At 55.5% G+C, this 20,837-nt stretch carries 12 protein-coding genes; 2 read left to right on the top strand and 10 right to left on the bottom strand.

All coding sequences use genetic code 11. The annotated features are described in order from the left end of the window. Positions 1-48 precede the first annotated feature (48 nt). The 5 genes from AACY09_RS20850 to AACY09_RS20830 all read right to left on the bottom strand — a co-directional run bounded on the left by AACY09_RS20850 (position 49) and on the right by AACY09_RS20830 (position 10,228). On the bottom strand, positions 49-1,551 hold the full coding sequence (locus AACY09_RS20850) for an efflux transporter outer membrane subunit (RefSeq protein ID WP_339490770.1): 1,503 nt from the start codon (positions 1,549-1,551) through the stop codon (positions 49-51). Further along, the gene (locus AACY09_RS20845) at positions 1,548-4,655 is read right to left on the bottom strand and encodes an efflux RND transporter permease subunit (RefSeq protein WP_339490769.1); all 3,108 of its coding nucleotides are present in this window, start codon (positions 4,653-4,655) and stop codon (positions 1,548-1,550) included. The genes AACY09_RS20850 and AACY09_RS20845 overlap by 4 nt, the downstream gene beginning before the upstream one ends. Next, the gene (locus AACY09_RS20840) at positions 4,652-7,753 is read right to left on the bottom strand and encodes an MdtB/MuxB family multidrug efflux RND transporter permease subunit (RefSeq protein ID WP_339490767.1); all 3,102 of its coding nucleotides are present in this window, start codon (positions 7,751-7,753) and stop codon (positions 4,652-4,654) included. Before AACY09_RS20840 ends, AACY09_RS20845 begins: the two co-directional genes overlap by 4 nt. Continuing rightward, positions 7,750-8,985, bottom strand: coding sequence for an MdtA/MuxA family multidrug efflux RND transporter periplasmic adaptor subunit (locus AACY09_RS20835; protein ID WP_339490766.1), 1,236 nt, complete (start codon positions 8,983-8,985; stop codon positions 7,750-7,752). The genes AACY09_RS20840 and AACY09_RS20835 overlap by 4 nt, the downstream gene beginning before the upstream one ends. A gap of 325 nt (positions 8,986-9,310) precedes the next feature. Beyond that, the gene (locus AACY09_RS20830; protein ID WP_339490765.1) at positions 9,311-10,228 is read right to left on the bottom strand and encodes a LysR family transcriptional regulator; all 918 of its coding nucleotides are present in this window, start codon (positions 10,226-10,228) and stop codon (positions 9,311-9,313) included. A gap of 114 nt (positions 10,229-10,342) precedes the next feature. On the opposite strand from AACY09_RS20830, the gene AACY09_RS20825 reads away from it, so the two are divergent. Next, positions 10,343-11,338 (top strand): aldo/keto reductase, encoded by a 996-nt coding sequence (locus AACY09_RS20825; protein ID WP_339490764.1) that lies wholly within the window; start codon positions 10,343-10,345, stop codon positions 11,336-11,338. Between the two features lie 77 nt (positions 11,339-11,415). Here AACY09_RS20825 and tpx read toward each other — a convergent pair whose 3' ends face one another. The 5 genes from tpx to AACY09_RS20800 all read right to left on the bottom strand — a co-directional run bounded on the left by tpx (position 11,416) and on the right by AACY09_RS20800 (position 19,835). Beyond that, positions 11,416-11,916, bottom strand: a complete 501-nt coding sequence (gene tpx, locus AACY09_RS20820) for a thiol peroxidase (RefSeq protein ID WP_339490762.1) — start codon at positions 11,914-11,916, stop codon at positions 11,416-11,418. A 142-nt stretch (positions 11,917-12,058) separates the two neighbouring features. Further along, positions 12,059-13,405, bottom strand: coding sequence for an alanine/glycine:cation symporter family protein (locus AACY09_RS20815; RefSeq protein WP_339490761.1), 1,347 nt, complete (start codon positions 13,403-13,405; stop codon positions 12,059-12,061). Positions 13,406-13,650: 245 nt separating this feature from the next. Further along, positions 13,651-17,322 carry a translocation/assembly module TamB domain-containing protein gene (locus tag AACY09_RS20810; RefSeq protein ID WP_339490760.1) on the bottom strand — a complete coding sequence of 1,224 codons (3,672 nt, stop codon included), beginning with the start codon at positions 17,320-17,322 and terminating at the stop codon, positions 13,651-13,653. Beyond that, positions 17,319-19,058 (bottom strand): autotransporter assembly complex protein TamA, encoded by a 1,740-nt coding sequence (locus tag AACY09_RS20805; protein WP_339490815.1) that lies wholly within the window; start codon positions 19,056-19,058, stop codon positions 17,319-17,321. Before AACY09_RS20805 ends, AACY09_RS20810 begins: the two co-directional genes overlap by 4 nt. A gap of 135 nt (positions 19,059-19,193) precedes the next feature. Next, entirely contained in the window at positions 19,194-19,835 is a 642-nt protein-coding gene (locus AACY09_RS20800; protein WP_339490759.1) for a GNAT family N-acetyltransferase, read from the bottom strand. A 144-nt stretch (positions 19,836-19,979) separates the two neighbouring features. Between AACY09_RS20800 and xthA the strand changes: the two genes are divergently transcribed. Beyond that, positions 19,980-20,792, top strand: coding sequence for an exodeoxyribonuclease III (gene xthA / locus AACY09_RS20795; RefSeq protein ID WP_339490758.1), 813 nt, complete (start codon positions 19,980-19,982; stop codon positions 20,790-20,792). Positions 20,793-20,837 lie beyond the last annotated feature (45 nt).

The following is a 20,837-nucleotide window of genomic DNA, read 5'->3' as shown; positions in this document are numbered from 1 at the left end:
CACCTGTGCCTAGCCCGCGACAAAACCCGCGCGGGTTAGGCGATCTGCTTAGTCATCAAGCTTATCGGACTGATCGGCCGGCGGCACCAGCTGTGCGGTTGTCCAGCCACCACCCAGCGCAGCAATCAGTTGCACACTCGCGGTTAACCGGCTGCCGAGCAGGGTAAGCGCCGTGCGCTCATTGCTCAATGCAGTGGCCTGCACGGTGACCACGCTGTTGAAGTCAACGGTACCAGCCTTGTACTGGTTCTGGATCAAGCGCAGCGACTCACGCGCCGAATCCACCGCTTGCTGCTGGACGAGCGCCTCTTGCTCCATGACCCTCAACTGCACCAGATAATCTTCAACCTCGCGAAAGCTGTCGAGCACGGACTGACGATACTGCGCTACCGTCTGGTCGTAGACCGCTTCGGTACGCTCAACCTCGGCACTGCGCGCGCCGCCATCGAACAGGGTCATGGCCAGGTTTGGGCCGATCGACCAAAATCGGTTTGGCAGGTCAATCCAGTCATGAAAACTACTGCCACGATAACCGCCCGATGCCGAAATCGATAAGTCTGGATACCAGGCTGCTTCGGCTACCCCTATATCGGCGTTAGCCGCAATAACCCGGCGTTCAGCTGCAGCCACATCTGGCCTGCGCTCAAGGAGTTGAGAAGGTAACGCCACCGGGATTTGCGGTAAATTAGGCAGCACCTCACGCGAAGCAATGCTCAACTCAGCAGGCGATACGCCCACCAGCACGGCAATCGCATGTTCAAGCTGTGCACGCTGCCAATTGAGGTCAATCGCTTGCGCTTCGGTGCTTTTAAGCTGGGTGTAAGCCTGACTGACATCAGACTTGGGCACAATGCCGGCTTTGTATTGGTTTTCTGTCAGCTTGAGCGAGCGCGCATAGGCGGCGGTGGTGGCATCCAGAAGGCGCTTTTGATCATCCAGCACGCGCAACTGCAGGTAGTTCTGCACCATCTCCGACTGATAGCTCAGCTTGGCAGCGGCCAGATCGCCCGCACTGGCTTCAAACCCGGCTTTGCTTGATTCCAGTGAACGGCGCAATTTGCCCCAAATGTCCAATTCCCATGCCGCATTGAGTGTGGCGTCGTAGTTTTTAGTGATACTTGATGTGCTGCTACTGCCAGAATTAATCACATCCGAAGTCGAGACCACATTGCTGCCGCCACCCTGGCCGGTCCGGCTCACGCCCGTGCTGCCTGAAAGCGTTGGGTAAAAGCCCGCACGGGCGCCACGTACGAGGGCCCGCGCTTGACGATACTGGGCTTCAGCTGCAGCCAGATTCTGGTTGGAGACGTTTAACCGCGCGACCAAGGCATTCAGTTCTGCGTCTCCGTACAGTTCCCACCATGCGCCACGCTCAAGTGCATCGCTGGGCGCTGCGGATTTCCAGCCGGCCACCTGCTTGAATTGTGCGGGGGTATTGAGTTCAGGACGCTCATAGTCTGGACCAATCGCGCACGCACTCAAGGTCAGGCTGATTGCCAGAAGACTTAAGAGGCGCGTATTGCGAGCGTTAGCATGGGTGACGGTAATCATAAAGGTGTGTCCAAGGCTGCATCGGTACGCACGCCGCGCCAGCGGTTGACCCGGTGGCGCAGGCGGTCGAAATAAAGGTAAATAACTGGGGTGGTGTACAGGGTCAGCAGTTGGCTGAGGATAAGCCCACCAACAATGGTAATCCCCAGTGGCTTGCGCATTTCCGAGCCTTCAGCGCTGCTCAACACCAAGGGCAATGCTCCAAGAATCGCTGCAAGGGTGGTCATCATAATCGGTCGAAAACGCAGCAGGCAGGCGTGGCGGATCGATTCGAATGGACTCATGTTTTGCTGACGCTCAAACTGCAGCGCCAAGTCGATCATCAGGATCGCATTTTTCTTGACCACCCCGATCAGCAAGAACAACCCCAATAATGAAATCAGGCTGAACTCGGTATTTAATAATTCCAGCGCGAGTAATGCGCCAACCCCGGCTGAAGGCAAGGTTGAAAGAATGGTCAAGGGGTGCACGTAACTCTCGTAAAGCACGCCCAGGACGATATAGACCACGCCCAAAGCCAGCAAGATCATCAGCGGTTGGTTGTCCTGGGTTTGCTGAAATGCCGCCCCCGTGCCGCTCATCATGCCCTGCACTTCAGTGGGCAAATTAACCTTGGCTACCGCCTTGTCGATGGCTGCTGTTGCCTGATCAAGACTGACACCTTCAGCCAGGGAGAAGCCGATATTCTCTGAGGCAAACTGACCTTGGTGGTTAACCCGGTCTTCCTCTAGGCTGCGCTCCCAATGGGCAAATGTGGACAGCGGTACCCGGTTACCGTCAGCCGTAATAAGCTTGATCTGATCCAAGGATTCAGGGTGCTCGGCATATTTCTTATCCACTTCCATAACCACGCTGTATTGGTTGAGCGTGTCATAGATGGTTGATACCTGCCGCTGACTGTAAGCGTTATTCAGCACACTGGTGACCATTGCCATGTCTACCCCAAAACGCTTGGCCATGTCGCGGTCAACCACCAGGCTGATCTGCTGCGCGCCTTCGTTCTCTTTGGCGTCAATATCAGTCAACTCAGGCAACGCGCGCAGGGCCTCACGGACTTTCGGTAGCCACTGGCGCAGTTGGTCAAGATCACCCGACAACAACATGTATTCATTTTCCGAACTGCGCCCTTGCCGGCCACCGATTTGCAGGTCTTGGTCAGGCATCAAAAACAACCGCCCGCCCGCCACTTTGGGCACATCTCTACGCAGGCGATTGATCACTTCTTGCGAGGAAATCTTGCGCTCGGAGACTTCCTTCAGACGCACGATAATAAAGGCGTTATTGATACCACCGGCACCCCCGACGAAACCGGCCACGCTATCCACCGCTGGATCTTTGAGAATGGCCCGGCGGTAGGTTTCCATCTTCGGTTGCATGACTTGGAACGACAACCCGTCGTCGCCGCGGACAAAGCCGATTAGCTGGCCCGTGTCCTGTTGCGGCAAAAAGGTTTTCGGCACAATGATAAACAGCACGACGTTCAAGGCGATGGTTGCGAACAAGCTCATCAACATCAGTAACGAGTGGCGCAACGCCCAATCCAGACTGCGCCGATAGCCATTTAAAACCACCGCGCCGAAACGCTCCAAATACTGTTGCAGACGCCCAGGTGGCTGCTGGTGATCTTCGGCTTTTAGCCAGCGCGCGCAGAGCATCGGCGTAAGCGTGAGCGAAACCAACAAGGAAATAATGATCGAAACGGCCAAGGTGATCGAGAACTCGCGGAACAAGCTCTCGACCAAGCCGCCCATAAACAGAATGGAGACAAAAACCGCCACCAGTGACAGATTCATCGCCAGCAAAGTAAAGCCGACCTCTTTTGCCCCTTTGAACGAGGCGGCCATGGGCGTTTCGCCGTTTTCGATATGCCGGGAAATGTTCTCAAGCACCACAATGGCATCGTCAACGACCAACCCCGTTGCCAGAATCAATGCCATCAGCGACAGGTTGTTCAGCGAAAACCCGAGTAAATACATGGCGGCAAAGGTGCCCACCAATGACACCGGTACGGCCAAAGCAGGAATCATCGATGCGCGCCAACGGCCAAGAAAACCGTAGACCACTAAAATGACCAAAGCGACCGCGATCAGCAAGGTGCGTTCGGCTTCGTGCAAAGTGGCCCGAATCACCGGTGATCGATCCATCGCGATTTGCAGGTCAACACTGGCGGGAATCACCGCTCGCAGCGCCGGTAATTGCTCGCGGATACTGGCAATGGTTTCGATGATATTGGCGCCAGTTTGGCGGTTGATAACCAGCAACACCGAACTTTGGTCGTTATAAAAACCGCTGTTGTAGCGATCCTCAACCCCATCAGTCACCTTGGCGACATCACTTAGGCGCACCACCGAGCCATCTTGGTAACGGATGATCATGGGCTTGTAGTCAGCGGCTTTTTCAAGCTGGTCACTGGCCTGAATCTGCCAATGATTGCTGGCATCTTCGACCGCCCCCTTAGGCCGCTTGGCGTTGGCATCACTGATCGCCTGGCGCACGTCGTCCAAGGCAATCCCGTAATGATCAAGCATGCGCGGCTGCAGCGATACACGCACAGCCGGCAACGAACTACCACCAATCTGCACTTCGCCCACACCGGTTACTTGCGACAACTTTTGTGCAATCACCGATGAGGCTACATCATACAACTGGCCTTTACTGAGCACATCGGATGACAGCGCCAGCACCATGATCGGCGCTTGCGATGGATTGATCTTGCGGTAAGTTGGCATGCTGCGCATGCCACTCGGCAGCAGGTCTCGGGAAGCATTGATTGCCGCCTGAACTTCACGGGCAGCGGCATTGATATCACGGTCCAGTTCAAACTGGATCATGATCCGCGTGCTGCCCTGGCTGCTGCGGCTGTTCATCTGGCTGATGCCGGCAATGGTCCCCAGCGAACGCTCCAGCGGCGTTGCCACGCTGGATGCCATGATCTGCGGGCTGGCACCCGGCAATGAAGCATCCACCGTGATCACCGGAAAATCCATATCTGGCAGCGGCGCAACTGCGAGCAAGCCGTAACTGACAGCGCCGACCAATATAATGGCCAGACTCAATAACAGCGTCGCCACAGGACGACGAATAAATGGCGCGGAAAGGTTCATGGTTTAACCACAATCCCAGAAGCGCTGCGCCCGGTCACATGACGCGCCAAGCGGTCGAAGTAGAGGTAAATCACTGGCGTGGTAAACAGCGTCAGCACCTGGCTGACCAGCAACCCACCGACCATCACTAGGCCCAAGGGTTGACGCAACTCAGCACCCGAGCCAGACGCCAGCATCAGTGGCACGGCACCAAACAGTGCAGCCAGGGTCGTCATCAGAATGGGTCGGAAACGCAATAACGCAGCCTGATAGATAGCCGCTTGCGGTTCCATGCCCTGGTTGCGTTCGGCGTCGAGGGCGAAGTCGATCATCATGATCGCGTTCTTCTTAACGATACCAATCAACAAGATGATGCCGATGATTGCGATCAGGCCCAGGTCGTTGCCGGTCAGCAGCAAGGCCAGCAGTGCGCCGACCCCAGCCGACGGCAATGTCGAAAGGATGGTGATCGGGTGAATATAGCTCTCGTAAAGCACGCCGAGCACAATGTACATGGTCACCACGGCTGCCAGAATCAGCAGCAATGTACTCGACAGCGATGCGCGAAACGCTTGGGCCGCGCCCTGAAACTCGGTCTGAATACCCGCCGGCAAACCGATGTCCTGCTGCGCCTGCTCGATCACCTTGACCGCATCACCCAGCGCTATACCGGGCGCCAGATTGAACGACAAGGTCGCGGCTGGAAATTGCCCAATGTGGTTAATCAGCAAGCTTGCTGCGCGCTGCTCGATATGGGCCAAGTCTGACAGCGGCACCTGCGCTCCATCCGCAGTTGCAACGTGAATTTGACGCAAGGCGGCCGGGCCAATACTGCCCGCATTCTCACTTTCCAGAACAACGCGGTACTGGTTGGCCTGGGTATAAATGGTCGAGATCTGGCGCTGGCCAAAAGCGTCATACAGTGCGTCGTCGATGTCCGATACCTTGACCCCCAGACGCCCGGCTATGTCGCGGTCTATATCCAGATAAACCTGCAAGCCGCGGTTTTGCAGGTCACTGGTGACGTCGCTCAGTTCGGGTTGTTGTTGCAGCTTGCTCACCAGCTTTGGCACCCACTCTTCCAGTAACGCCAGATCGGGGGATTCCATGCTGAACTGAAACTGGGTGCGACTGACACGGTCTTCAATCGACAAATCTTGCACCGGCTGCAAATACAGCTGAATACCACTGAGCTTGGCCAGTTCAGGGCGTAGGCGGTCAATCACTTCGCTGGCGGTCAGATCCCGCTCGCTGTGGGGCTTGAGGTTGATCAGCATGCGCCCGCTGTTCAGCGTGGGGTTATCGCCATCAACCCCAATATAGGACGACAGGCTGCTCACGGCCGGGTCTTTCAACACCACTTCGGCAAGCCGCTGCTGACGTTCACTCATGGCCGTAAAGGAAATCGACTGCGGCGCTTCCGAGATGCCTTGAATTACGCCGGTGTCCTGCACCGGGAAAAAGCCCTTGGGCACCGCCATGTACAACACCACGGTGAGCGCCATGGTCGCTATTGCCACAAACAAGGTCAGGGGCTGACGCTTGAGTACCCATTGCAACCAGATGCCATAATGGTGAATCAGACGATCAATCCACTCGCCGCTGGCTTTATAAAACCCCGACTGCTCTTCGGGCTCAGGCTCGCGCTTAAGCAAGCGCGCGCACATCATCGGCGTCAAAGTCAGGGAAATCACCAGCGAGATCAGGATCGCCACGGCCAGGGTGATGGCAAATTCGCGAAACAAGCGCCCCACCACATCCGCCATAAATAACAGCGGGATCAACACCGCGATCAGCGAGATGGTCAACGACACCAAGGTAAAGCCAATTTGCCTGGCCCCCTTGAGTGCGGCATTGAACGGGGTTTCGCCCTCTTCAATATGGCGGGCGATATTCTCCAGCATGACGATTGCATCATCGACCACAAAGCCGGTGGCGATGGTAAGCGCCATCAAGGTCAGGTTGTTGATGGTAAACCCGGCGAGGTACATGATGCCGAAGCTGCCGATCAGCGACAGCGGCACCACAATCGAGGGAATAATGGTCGCCGATAACCGGCGCAAAAACAGAAATGTCACCAAGACCACGAGAGCGATGGCCATCAGCATCTCGTGTTGTACATCACTCACTGCAGCGCGAATGGTTTGGGTGCGATCGGTCAGCACCGTAACATCCACGCTGGCAGGCAAACCTTCGGTCAAATTAGGCAGCAGGGTTTGAATGCGATCGACCACATCAATCACGTTAGCGCCCGGCTGGCGCTGCACATTGACCAGAATGGTTTTGTTCAGGTTGGCCCAGGCCGCCAGCCGCTGGTTCTCGGCGCCATCGACTATGGTTGCGACATCTTTAAGGCGCAAGGTCGCGCCGTCGCTGTAGTTGATAATCAACTGACGGTATTGATCCACTGATATCAGTTGATCGTTGGCATCCAACTGCGAGACCCGGGTCGGGCCGTCAAAGTTACCTTTGGGCTGGTTGACGTTGCTGGCGGTTATCAGCGTGCGAATGTCCGCCAAGTTCAAACCATAAGACGCCAATGCATCAGGGTTCACCCGGATGCGCACAGCCGGACGTTGGCCACCGGCCAAAGAGACCAAGCCAACACCGCTGGTTTGCGCCAGTTTCTGCGCCAGGCGGGTATCCACCAAATCGTTAATTTCAGGCAGGCGCAAGGTTTTCGAACTGATTGCCAAGGTCATTACCGGCGTATCTGCTGGGTTTACCTTGCTGTACACCGGCGGAGCTGGCAGATCACCGGGCAACAGGTTCGTTGCTCCGTTAATGGCGGCTTGCACCTCTTGCTCGGCGACATCCAACTCAATTTCAAGGTTAAACCGCAAGGTGATAACCGAGGCGCCGCCGGAACTGGTCGATGACATCTGTTTCAAGCCCGCCATTTGCCCGAACTGACGCTCAAGCGGCGCAGTAACGGCGCTGGTCATCACATCAGGGCTGGCACCCGGGTAAAGCGTCATGACCCGGATAGTCGGGTAATCCACCTCAGGCAATGCCGATACCGGCAGCAAGCGGTAAGCGATGATCCCGCTAAGAAAGATCGCCACCATAATCAGCGTGGTTGCCACCGGACGCAGGATAAACAGGCGAGAAACATTCATGCTTTAGGCTTCGACTGACCATTGGCCTCTGCGGCGACAGGAACAGGTGCCGCCTCAGGCTCAGGTGTAAAACCTGTCCCCAATACCTCGACTTTATTGCCGTCACGCAAGCGGTCTGTTCCTTCAAGCACAACGCGGTCGCCGACCTTGACGCCCTTCTCGATCAAGGTTGTTTCGCCGTTACTTGGGCCAACTTCGACCTGGCGAATCCGGATCTTGTCTTCATTGTCGACGATATAGACGAAGGGCCCTTTGGAACCGAACTGCAGTGCAGCGGCGGGTATCACATCAACCCCTTTACGGGTTTCGACGCGCAGGCGAACATTGACAAATTGATTGGGATAGAGCATTTCGTCAGCATTGTCGAAACGTGCCTTGAGCTTGACGGTGCCCGTGGCAGTATCGATCAGGTTATCCAGCGTCTCTAACTGGCCAACAGCCAAACGGTTTTTCTCGCTACGGTCCCAGGCCTCAACGGCAAGTGTTTCGCCGGCGCGATAATGCTTCAATACCGCAGGCAGTTCAGCCTCTGGCAAGGTGAACATCACGGCAATAGGTGTGGTTTCGGTGATCACCACCAGCGGCAGCTCATCCCCTGAGGTTACCAAGTTACCAATATCAACCTGACGCAACCCCAAACGGCCACTGATCGGCGCGCGCACTTGGGTGAATTCAAGGTTGAGCTTGGCTTCAGCCACAGAGGCTTGATTGGATTTAACCGTGCCCTGATATTGATTAACCAAAGCCGATTGGGTGTCCAAGGTCTGCTTGGCAATCGAATCTTCGGCGTAAAGGCCTTTGTAGCGCGCCAAATCGATTTCAGCGTTTTTTAACTGCGCCTGATTTTCCAGCACCGCGCCTTGCGCTTGCTGCAATGCCACCTGATAGGGGCGTGGGTCTATCACGGCCAACAAATCCCCTGCCTTTACCTGCTGCCCATCGGTAAACAGCAGTTTCATCAACTCACCATCGACCCGCCCCCGTACATTCACCGTGTTGTAGGCAGTTACGGTGCCAAGGGCTTTTAATTCTATTGGGAAGTCGGCGGCAGTGACTTCAGCCACCCGCACCGGAACTGGCCCCATATCGCCGAACCGTTGGTTGCTTACTTTCTTCGGTGCTGCGGGCCAAAAACCCCATACCAATGCAGCCAGTACAGCCAATAAAACCAAGCCAATCAGCCATTGGCGCGAGGCTTTTGCGGGGATTAAGGTGTTGTTTGAATCAGGCATATCTCAGATCACTTCCTTGGGGAAGCTGAACGATAAGCACTCTTAAGGCCTAAGCAAAGGCTCTTTACCCGCTATTTACTTATGGTCTGTTGCAGTTTGTGCCAATGTGCTTCAAATCAGCCTGATTTGAAGCCTCAAGAATGCTTATTGAACGGCGACATTATTGCTTGATCCGCTGCGGGTCAGACTTGAGCAAGTACCCAGGCAAGTAGCCAAAAAGGCGCACATAGCAGCGCAAATGCCATCGCCAGCCTGGGTCTGTACAGATAAGTTAGCGGCTTGAACATCTGTACGGCCTGACTTGAAGCACAGGAACCGCCACCGCTTATTTATTCAGCGTCTGTAGCCATTGATCGTCGGCGAACAATTCAACCAGCCAGTCGACAAACACTCGCACCCGTCGTGATAACTGCCGGTGCTGCGGATATAGCGCAGTAAGCGGCATGGTTGGCGGGCGGTGCAGGCTTAGAATCTCGATCAGACTGCCATTTTCGAGCTGTTCTTGAAGGTGGTAGTGCGGCGCCTGAATAATCCCTAGGCCGGCTTCACAGGCAGCCACGTAGCCTTCTGCATTGGTCACGGTAATTATGCCCGGCTGTGCGACCTCAATCATCTTGCCGTCTACCTGAAACTCGAAAGGAAACACCCGACCATTCAGCGCTGAAGCAAAATTCACCGCACGGTGAGCAGGCAACTCGTCAAGGCTCATCGGCATGCCAAAGCGTTTAACGTATTCAGCGCTTGCGCAGGTGATCTGCGGCAATTGCGTGAGGGGCCTGGCGACCAAGCTTAAATCATGAATGTGCCCTGCCCTAACCACGCAATCTACGCCTTCGCGGACCAAATCAACCGGCCTGTCACTTGAGCCAACAATTAACTCAATCTTGGGGTATCGAGCACAGAACTGAGCCAGAGCTGGAATAATAACTCGGTGCCCAAGGGAGGCTGGCAGGTCAACATGCAGTCGCCCTTGTGGATTGTTGCGCGTTTGCGAGAAGAACGACTCAGCGTCTTCAATGTCAGCCAGTAAATGCACACAGCGCTGGTAATACGCCTGCCCATCCAGCGTCGCGCGCACCTGACGGGTGGTGCGCTGAAGCAATTGCACGCCCAGATGACTCTCCAGCTGTTTGATCAACTGCGTCACGGATGCGCGCTGCAATCCAAGACTATCGGCGGCCTTGCCAAATGCACCCAGTTCTACAATCCGGCCGAAGACCTGCATTGCCAATATCCGATCCATGCCTGCCGTCTCATTATTTATAAAATCGAAATAGTGCATAGTAGTTTAGCCGGTTTATCTACCAACCGATAACAGCCAAACTGGTCTCACATTTTTTAGCCAGAGGTTTAACCGATGAAAACTCGCCAACTCGGTCATAACGGCCCACAGGTTTCAGCGATCGGTTTAGGTTGCATGGGCATGAGCGATTTCTATGTCACCAATCAGGACGACCAAGAATCAGTCGCCACCCTGCACCGCGCATTGGAACTAGGGTTGAACCTGTTCGATACGGCAGATGCCTATGGCCCCCACAGCAACGAGGTGTTGCTCGGTCAGGCATTGGCAGGCAAACGCCAACAGGCCTTTATTGCCACTAAGTTCGGCTTGCTGCGTGACCCAAGCAACCCACATGTTCGGGGTGTCAGCGGCCATCCAGATTATGTGCGCGCATCGGTTGAAGGCAGCCTCAAGCGTTTACAGACTGACTATATCGACCTGTATTACCAGCACAGAATTGACCCGAATGTGCCGATTGAGGATACCGTCGGCGCAATGGCTGAACTCGTGAGGGAAGGTAAAGTTCGCTATTTGGGCCTGAGTGAAGTGGCCCCACAAACTTTGCAGCGGGCCAACAAGGTTCACCCGATCAGTGCCGTTCAAAGTGAATACTCATTGTGGACGCGCGACCCTGAGCAGAATCAGGTACTCGCCACCTGCCGCGAACTTGGCATCGCGTTTGTGCCTTACAGTCCGCTGGGTCGGGGGTTTCTGACTGGCGCACTGAAAAGCCCTGATGATTTCGCCGAAGATGATTACCGGCGTTTTAGCCCGCGCTTTCAGGGTGACAATTTCGCTAAGAACCTGCAGCTGGTTGCTCAGGTCGAGCAGCTAGCCCGTGATAAAGGGGTCAAGGCTTCGCAACTGGCCTTGGCGTGGGTGTTGGCGCAGGGTGACGATATAGTGCCGATCCCTGGAACCAAACGCCGCCGTTATCTGGAAGAAAATATTGCGGCCTTGGAGGTCAACCTCAGCCCGGCAGAGCTTGCAGATCTGAACGCTATATTCCCCGCGCAAGCGGCTGCCGGTGATCGCTATAGCGCCGAGTCAATGGCCATGTTGACCCTGTAAGCGAGCGCTCGACAAAAAGCCCGCAATCCAATGGAATGCGGGCTTTTATAGGCGTGCTGTTTAGCTACCTGGCGGCCTTACTTGAGCACAGCAATTGCTGCGTCGTAGTTGGGTTCGGTACCAATTTCAGCAACCAGTTCGCTGTGCAGAACCTTGTCGTTTTCATCTAGAACCACGACAGCACGGGCGGCAACACCGGCCAATGGGCCAGAAGTCAGCGCAACGCCATAGTCTTTAAGGAATTCTGCACCGCGCATGGTCGACAGGTTGACGACGTTTTCCAGGCCTTCTGCGCCGCAGAAACGCGCCTGAGCAAACGGCAGGTCCGCCGAGATACAGGCCACTACTGTATTGGCCAGGCCGCTGGCCTCGGTGTTGAATTTGCGTACCGACATGGCGCAGGTCGGCGTATCAACGCTTGGAAAAATGTTCAGCACTTTACGCTTGCCTGCCAGGCTGCTCAGGCTTACGTCAGCCAAACCGGCACCGACCAACGTGAAGGCTGGAGCCTGTTGGCCCACCTCTGGTAATTTACCTGCTACATCTACCGGGTTACCGCGCAAGTTTACTTGAGTCATTGCAATGATCCTCTCGGTTTTGGATGGTCGAATGGTTGTCCACCAGTAAAACATGCCAGACACAAAATAGCCCCGATTTACGGGGCTATTTCACTCAACTGCTGGCCCCATAAATATTATGGGATTAGCAGTTGAAATTCCGTCAAGCCTGTTTGTTGAAGTGCTCTTTAGTCAGCTTCACCACAACCGGGCTAAGCAGCAACAGGGCCACCAGGTTAGGCAGTGCCATCAAGCCGTTGAGGGTGTCCGCGACCAGCCAAGCAAAATCCAGTTGGGCGATTGCGCCGAACGGGACAGCCAACACCCAGATCAAACGAAATGGCAGGATGGTTTTGGTCCCCATCAAGTATTCCCAGCAACGCTCGCCGTAGTAGCTCCAGCCCAAGATCGTGGTGAATGCAAAGATCACCAACGCGATGGTCAGGATTGCGCCGCCGAAGCCTGGCATAGCAGACTCAAATGCGGCTGCCGACAATGCTGCGCCACTGGCGCCGCTGCTCCAAACGCCCGAGCAGATGATTGCCAGACCCGTCAGGGTGCAAATAACCAGCGTATCAATGAAGGTCCCGAGCATGCCGATCATGCCTGAACGAATCGGGCTGTCAGTGGTGCCAGCGGCCTGAGCAATACCTGCAGTACCAAGGCCTGCTTCGTTGGAGAAAATACCACGCGCCACACCGAAGCGAATCGCCGCCATTACCGCAGCGCCTGCAAAACCACCGGTCGCAGCAATTGGGGTGAAGGCGTGAGTAATGATCAAGTCGAATGCAGCCGGAATGGCCGAAGCATTAACCACCAACACCACGATTGCCGCGATGATGTAGGCCACGCACATAAATGGCACTAAAGAAGCGGCAACCTTACCAATACGGCGGATGCCACCCAAAATCACCAAGCCGACCAGCACCATGCTGACGATGCCGGTGACCAGCGGCGGTACATTGAAGGTCTCTTGCATGGCACTGGCCATACTGTTGACCTGAACCATGTTGCCGATACCAAAACCAGCAAAGCCACCAAAGATGGCAAACGCAGCGCCCATCCACGCCCACTTTTTGCCGAGGCCGTTCTTGATTGCATACATTGGCCCACCGACGTGCTCGCCACGCGGATCTTTTTCACGGTAGTGAACAGCCAATACAACTTCGCAGTACTTGGTCGCCATACCCACCAGCGCCGTACACCACATCCAGAACAGCGCACCTGGGCCGCCAAGGAAAATCGCCGTTGCAACACCGGCAATGTTACCGGTACCGACTGTGGCGGCAAGGGTGGTCATTAATGCTTGAAACGGGGTGATCTCACCGCTTTCGTTGTCACCTTTGGCGCGGCCTTGCCACATCAGGCGGAAGCCTGTGGCGATGTGCGTCAGCGGCATAAACTTCAACCGCAGCATCAGGAAAAGACCTGTGCCGAGGATCAACACCAACATCGGCGGCCCCCAGACGAGGCCGTTAACCTGGTTGACCAGATTGTTGATGAACTCCATCGCTAGCTCCTTTTTCTTGTTGTTCAGCGCCAGCTGTTACCGGGGCCGATAGTCAGGACATGCCGCCGATAAGCGCCACTGTCTATGCTGACAACACGTCAGCGCTACGGGTCACGTAAAGCCGACAAACGTTGCAGCAACCTAGTTGTGTCAAAGTGCTACAGCACTTTGATGGCTTTGGATGCTACCACGCCTCTTTTCAGAATGGAGCGTTGATTTTGAAGAGTTTTTTACAAGTATGACGATCAGAAATCACGTTTGAAGAAAATATCCAGCGAACTGGCTAAACCGCTGGCGGCTTCAAGGTACAAGCGCTTGGTCAATTCATAGCGTAAAGCCACGGTATTGACCGGTTCAAACACCCCGACGCCGTAACGTAAACTGAGGCGTTCAGACAGCTTGCCACTGGCAACCACGCTGGTGCTGTCACCGCTGCCTTCGCTGTCGAGCTGGAAATCCTTGATACCCAGGGTTTGCGCAACGTTGCCAGCAAATGGGGTTCCGCCCTTGAGGCTCAGGGCAACCACGGCCTGACCGATCAAGTTGCTGTCACCGCTGTCGCCGATTGGCCGGCCCAATATCAGATAGCTCAAGGCTTGGTTCTGGCTCATGGCGGGTTCGGAGAACACCTCACTTTTTGGCTCGGCCGCGTTGCCAGTCAAGCGCAGTCCAGCCACAACATCGCCTACCGTGCGTATGGCTTCAACGTCTAGATACGGCTGATCAATTGGGCCAGCGAATAGCAAGCGCGCCCTGCGGATCGTGAGTTTCTGGCCATAGGCGGCGAATTTGCCATTATTGAGGTTGAGCACGCCTCGGGTATCAAGGTCATTGCCTATATGCACGTTGCCGGCAATTTCTGCCTTAAGCCCAAAGCCGCTGAACTTGAGCAGGTCGTCGCCGACAATCACATCGACATCCATCGCAATTGCCACTGGCTTGTCGTCAGGCGCCTGACTGCCGACGATTCGCGCATCGCTGGACACCTGTACCGTGGATGGTGGTAGCTCACGCACCTCAATGCTGCCGCGAGGCACCAGCACCTTGCCGCGCACGGACATTTGTTCATTGGCGACGACGATCGTTATATCCGGCTCGACTTCCAGTGCGGCGTAAGGCTCCACATTGACTGACATCTGCTTGGCGCTGATATTCAATTGGCCGGCAAGGCCGTCGCCCCAAGCCAGATTGCCCTTTAGTTGGCCTGTGCCCTTCTCGCCGCTGCGCCAGTCGCCAGTCAACTGCAGATTCTGCCCATTGATTAACGCCAGCACTTGCAAACGTTCAAAGTTGGTCGGTAACTGTCCGCCCGAAATCTCGGTGTCTGCCAGTTGCACCCGACCATTCACCAGTGGCGCTAGCAATGTGCCTGACAAGGTGCCGTTACCGCTGAGGCGTCCGGTTAGGGTATCCACCATGCGCACAAAAGGCCGGGCGATGGAAATATCGACACCCTGCAAATTGTAGGTGCCGGAGATCGGTCGCTTGCCGGGTCGCGGGTCAAGCTTGGCCTGAACGTTGATCTGGCCGAGTTTCGGCCCACTTAACTGCAAAGTGCTGACGATCTGCGTCGGCTTAAGGTCGCTGACCAAGCGCAGGTTGTCATAATTGAAATCATTCCACTCACCAGCGTTGCGCACCCGCCATGAACCGCGCCCAGCATCGACGGTGATCTGCCCGCTCGGGCCGGCGCTGGGGATATCGAGCTTGATCGCCGCATCCAGTTTGCCTTGCCAGGCGAAGTCTTTCGGGAACCATTTGGCCAAACTCTCGAGCGGAAAGCCCTTAAGTTGATAACGAATTCGCGGATCAGGCAGCAAACGCTGGTCTTCACCACATAACGATGCGCTGCCTGAACGCCAGCAATGTTTGCCCAAGGTGATCTGTCCGCTCGCCAGCCGCTCCAGGGTTGCAGGCTGTTGCAAGCGCCAGTCTTGCCCGCCACTTTTAATTTGGCCTTGGTCGAGCGTACCGCGCCACGTACCTTTATCGTTAAGCACACCCTGCAGGGCCGTTGATGTTTCAAGCAACGGACCTTTGAGGTCAAGCTTCAGGCTTTGCCGTTGCCGATTACCTTGCGCCGCAGCATCCAGGCGTCCGAGTTGAGTATCGCCAAGGGCAATTCCCTCGGCCATTAACTTGATATCGGCCTGTTGAGCACTGTTCAGGTCCGCATTCAGATCAAGGCTGTTGATCCGCTGGTCGATATAGGCGATTTGCTGACCCTTGAGCGTCAGCTTGCCCTGCGGCGCATTGAGACTGCCGGTTAAGTCGACTCGACCCGTCACCCGCCCCTGCAGCTCTGGCCAAAGCTGGCCAAGGCGTGGCAAGTTCAAGCGTAATTGCCCTGCCAATGTTTTATCCAGTGTGCCGTCACCACTGATGCTGTTTTCGCCAAGTTTGATATTCAGGGCACTTAGGGTCCATGACTGCCCAGCACCGGCAGCATCCACTTTAAGTTGTGCGGTCTGCCCCCGCAGCTTGCCGTTGATATCCAGCGCAGCATTAAGGCTGAGTATTTCATTCTTCAACTGGCCTTTGCTGGCGAGCGGGCCTGCCAAGGTGCCCGGCATTTCCGCCACCCAATAGGCTGGATCGAGGTCGGTGAGTTGCAGCTGCGTGTCCCAACTAATGCCATCGGCAAAGCCAACCTGAACCCGACCCTGTGCCTTACCCTGCCCGGCCACGACCTGTAAGTCGGGGAGGTGTACCTGGGTCAGGTCGCCACTTACGGGCGTTTTAACAGTAAAGGCTCCGGCGGGCCCTGACAGGCTGGCATCGATATTCCCAAGGTAATTGCCGTTAGCAAAGCTGATGTCGCCCTTCAGGGTTTTGACACTCACCGGCGGCGGGCTTTCCAACGGATAGAGCATTAACCAAGGGAAGTCGTGCCAGTCGTAACTGGCATCAACGCTAAAGCCGTCAGTCCAGCTCATCTTGGCATTGAGGTCGAGCTTGCGCTGCTCATCTGCACTGAGTTGCAGCTGCGAAATATCCGCCCCCTCTCCTGTTACCAACCCCTTTAACAGCAGGGTGATGTCGCCCCCCTCACCTGGCAACTGCGCGTTGCCATTGAGGGTATACCCCTGTTTTAGGTCGCCCTCGGCGGTGAGTAAAACCTGATTCAAGCGCAGGGTTTCGGGCAATGCCTCGCTGCCTTTGAAACCGTCGGCAGTGAGCTGCACTTTCGCCGGTAGATTTTCAGCCAGGGCCTGCAATTCGCCCGTTAAATGGCCCGGCAAATAGCCACTGCTTTGTGCGTCAATATTCAGGGTATTTTGCAGATCGCCGTTGATAGTTAGCGCCAGTTTCCATGGGCCACCGTCCGGTGACGGCAGGTTAATATCGCCGGCAACCGTAAGTGGCCAGTCGCCGGTTGGCTTGAGCAAGCCGGTTAGGGCAACGTTTAGATCCTCACGCTGAACAGCCAACTTATCGATCTTCAAGCCTTCTGCAGTCCAATGCGCTGCCAGCTGCAGACCCTGCAGCTGCTCTACTCCATTGAGCTGCAGGCTGCCAATCTCGATTTCACCCAACTCAACGGCAAGTGGCAGATTCAACTCAGGCAAGGTAATAGGCCCGCTACTTGGCTCGTCGGTGCTGGCGGGCAATTGTAGGGTGATGGCTTGCGCTTTGAGCTGATCAATGCACAAGGTCATGCGCAACAGACAACCCGGCGACCATTCAAACTGTGGGTTTTTAATGTCAACAATCGTCGAGTCTTGCTGCCAGCGCAGAGCATCAGCCTGCCAACGCCCCGCTAACCGGCCGCTGTAGTTCTCCACTTGCAGTCCGGGCACACGACCAAGCAGCCAGCGACTTCCCGATTGCGTCCCAAGCAGGCCGGCAAGTGCGATAAGCAGGACCAGGATTAACGCCAATACAGCCAGCAGGCTGCGCTTTAGCAGACGGTTCAAAGCTCCGGCCCCATAGAGAAGTGAATATGGATGCCGTCGTCGTCATCCTTGCCCGGGTTAATTGGCTTGGCGAGATCCAGACGCAATGGGCCCAAAGGCGAAATCCAGCGCACACCGAAACCAAATGATTTTTTAAGCGAAGGAAACTCCAGGTCGTTGAATGAGTTACCTTGATCGAAGAAGGTCGCCACGCGCCATTTATCAGCGACGCTGTATTGATATTCAACCGAGCCCGCTACCAGATAGCGGCCACCAATCTTGTCGCCATCTGAGTTCTCAGGCGACAGACTGTCGTAATCGTAGCCGCGCACGCTTTGGTCACCGCCAGCAAAAAAACGCAGCGACGGCGGTACATTACTGAACCCATTCGACTCAGTGCCACCCACCTGTGCGCGCGCAAGGAACCGGTGTTTCTTGGCTACGGTATAGAGGCCTTTGGCCAAGGCATTGGAGTGCACCACGTCGGAGTCGGACCCCAGGCCCTCTTTGCCTGCGGCCAGGTCGACCTGCAAACGATAGCCCTGGCTTGGATCGATCTGACTGTCACTCTGCAAATAGGCATAGCTGATACCCGGTAGCAGCAAAGTGCTCAAGCCAGAGTCGTTACCCAGTTCGTACTCCTCCCGTTGCCACTTCAGTGAAATCACCCGTTGCCAGCCGTTGTCCAACTGGCTGTGCCATTCCGGGCCCACTGTGATCAGCTTGCTCAGGGTGTCGGTATCGGGCAGGTCTTCGTACTGATAACCACCCACAAACCGGAGCTTGTCGGTTAGCGGTGGGTCCAGGGGGATGTCATAAAACAAGCTGACGTTTTGCCGAGGCGCTGACAGTTCCATCTCCGTGCCATAGCTATGGCCTTGTGGATTGGCATAATGGCGCGTCCAGTTGGCTCGCCCACGCGGCCCTACGTCAGTTGAAAACCCCAGCCCGACACCCATGCTCCGCGGTTTGCGTGGGGCAAGCTGGACCATAACCGGGATCGTTTCGCCCACGGCATTGGACGGGTTGGCATCGACCTGCACATTGTCAAAGTAGTCGCTGGAACGCAGCGCTTGATAAAGCTCGGCAATTTTGTCTGCGTTATAGGGTGTATCCGCTTCGAATGGCACCATCCGTTGCAGCAGTTCATTGTCGAGGTCGTAATCGCCCGAAAAAGCGACGTCGCCAAAGGTGTATCGCGGACCACTCTCATAAATCAGCGACACATCGGCAATACCCGCACGCGGGTCTATATCGAGTTGCTGGCTGGTGAACTTGCCCGCGAAAAATCCATAACGTGAGCCTTGGTTGAGAATAAAGCGCTTAGCCGCCTCATACGTGCCATGGTTGAGCACATCACCGGACTTGAGGCGTGCGGTCTTGGGTATTTTAAATTGGCTGAGTTGGGCTGCTGGCCCCTCGACACGCACTACGACATTGCGCAGATGGACAGGCTCACCCGGATTGATAGAAACCTTGAGTTGCGGCGGCGTTGACTCGACCACCTCCGTGTTGATCTGCGCTTGATAATAGCCAAGGGCCTGAGCGGCTTTCTCGGCCTGGCCTTGGGCCACCAGGCTAAAACGTTGCAGTGCATCGGCGTCGCGCTCACCCAGCGAACCGATATAACCTTCCACGTTGGCCTTGAGTTCTTTGTTAGCCGGTTTAACGGAAACGCTTAAGCGCGATTCAGCCAATGTATCGGCGCAGAACAATATGAGCGCCACTCCGGCGCAAAGCTTTTTCACCACTGTCATAAGGTCGATGCTAGCACGACGCACGCTTTGACCTAGAGCACTTAATACAGCTAAAGATTGCAAGATGGGGCACGTCAGTACCACTTGCTAAATCGTTTCGGCTTGCATTCAGCGCTTTTGGTCCGGCTGGCGTTACTAGGCGCTTACCTGCTCGACCTGCTGGGGATTGGGATGCAAAAACACATGCTCAATCACCGGCCCGACCGCTATCTCGCCAACTTCCTCATAGCCTTGACGCTTGTAGAAATTCAGGTAATGGGAATTGCCTGTATCGACCACAATACCTTGTGAATTTGGGTCCTCGGCGCACCAGTTGTGCAGCGCTTCAAGCAACTGCTCGCCACGGTGCTGGCCTTGGTATTCAGGATGAATACCAATCAGTGGTAATACATGGTAGGCGCCAATTGGCAGGCAAGACATCAGCGCGGCATGGTATTCAAGGTAGCGCTTGGTGCAGCGAAACCCTGTGGTCAACAACATGCGCATCCGCCACGCCCAGCTTTCAGTGATATCAAGCCTGCGCTGCGGGGGTGCAATCAGGGCAATACCGATTAGCCGATCATCAATCAATAAGCCGATTGCCGGCTGGTCCTCACTGAAATGTTGCTGCACAAGCTCGCGCACAGTAGCCCGCACACGCTGATCAAAACCGGGGCGTTCGGCCTCAAACAAATACGCAAATGTGGGGTCATGCCGGTAGGCGTGATAGAGCAACGAGCGCGCCTCGTGAGAGTAACCGGCGTCGAGCATTCTGACTTCAGCAGGGCTATTTGGCATCAGTGAAGACCTTTTGTATTTTCGGTAAAGGGCCTATACCCACACTAGCACCGCTGAACCTTGGCTGCTAGATCGCTGGCCGTCACACGCCTCAATCGGCTAGCATCTGTGGCCTCATACGTAATAAATTCAGGATCTGCCGCCATGAAGATTGTTTCCTTCAATATCAACGGCCTGCGTGCACGCCCGCATCAATTGGCGGCTTTAATCGAGAAGTACCAGCCGGATGTCATTGGCCTGCAAGAGACCAAAGTGTCCGACGAGCAATTCCCGGAAGCAGACATTCGCGCCCTGGGTTATCACGTGCATTATCACGGGCAAAAAGGCCACTACGGTGTAGCCCTGCTGTCGCGTGAAGCGCCGCTGGAGTTGCACAAGGGCTTTGCCGGTGACGACGAAGATGCCCAGCGGCGCTTCATCTATGGCACCTTTGCCGATAAAAACGGCAACCCGGTAACGGTGATGAATGGCTATTTCCCCCAAGGTGAAAGCCGTGACCACCCGACAAAATTTCCAGCAAAACAGCGATTTTATGCTGACCTGCAACACTTGCTGACGACCCAGTTTCAGCCCAGCCAGTCGCTGGTGGTGATGGGCGATATCAACATCTCGCCTGAAGACTGTGACATTGGCATTGGCGAGGTGAACCGCAAGCGCTGGCTGAAAACCGGTAAATGCAGTTTTCTGCCAGAGGAACGGGAGTGGCTCGCCACCCTCAAAAGCTGGGGACTGGTTGACAGTTTTCGCCTGCAAAACCCACAGGTGGATGATCAATTCAGTTGGTTTGATTACCGCAGCCGCGGGTTTGAAGACGAGCCCAAGCGCGGCCTGCGTATTGATGTGATTTTGGTTAGCGCGCCACTAAAAGAAAGAATCAAGGCAACCGGCATTGATTACGCACTGCGCGGCATGGAGAAACCCTCTGACCATGCACCTATCTGGTTAGAGCTTGAATAAAGCTTCAGGTCGCGCGTCAAAACGTTAATTTGACGCGCGACATCG

This window comes from Pseudomonas sp. EL_65y_Pfl2_R95, assembly GCF_963971045.1.
In the GTDB taxonomy this organism is placed as follows: domain Bacteria; phylum Pseudomonadota; class Gammaproteobacteria; order Pseudomonadales; family Pseudomonadaceae; genus Aquipseudomonas.
Note: the sequence above shows the minus strand (reverse complement) of the source record. Positions and strands in the feature narration are given on the sequence as shown.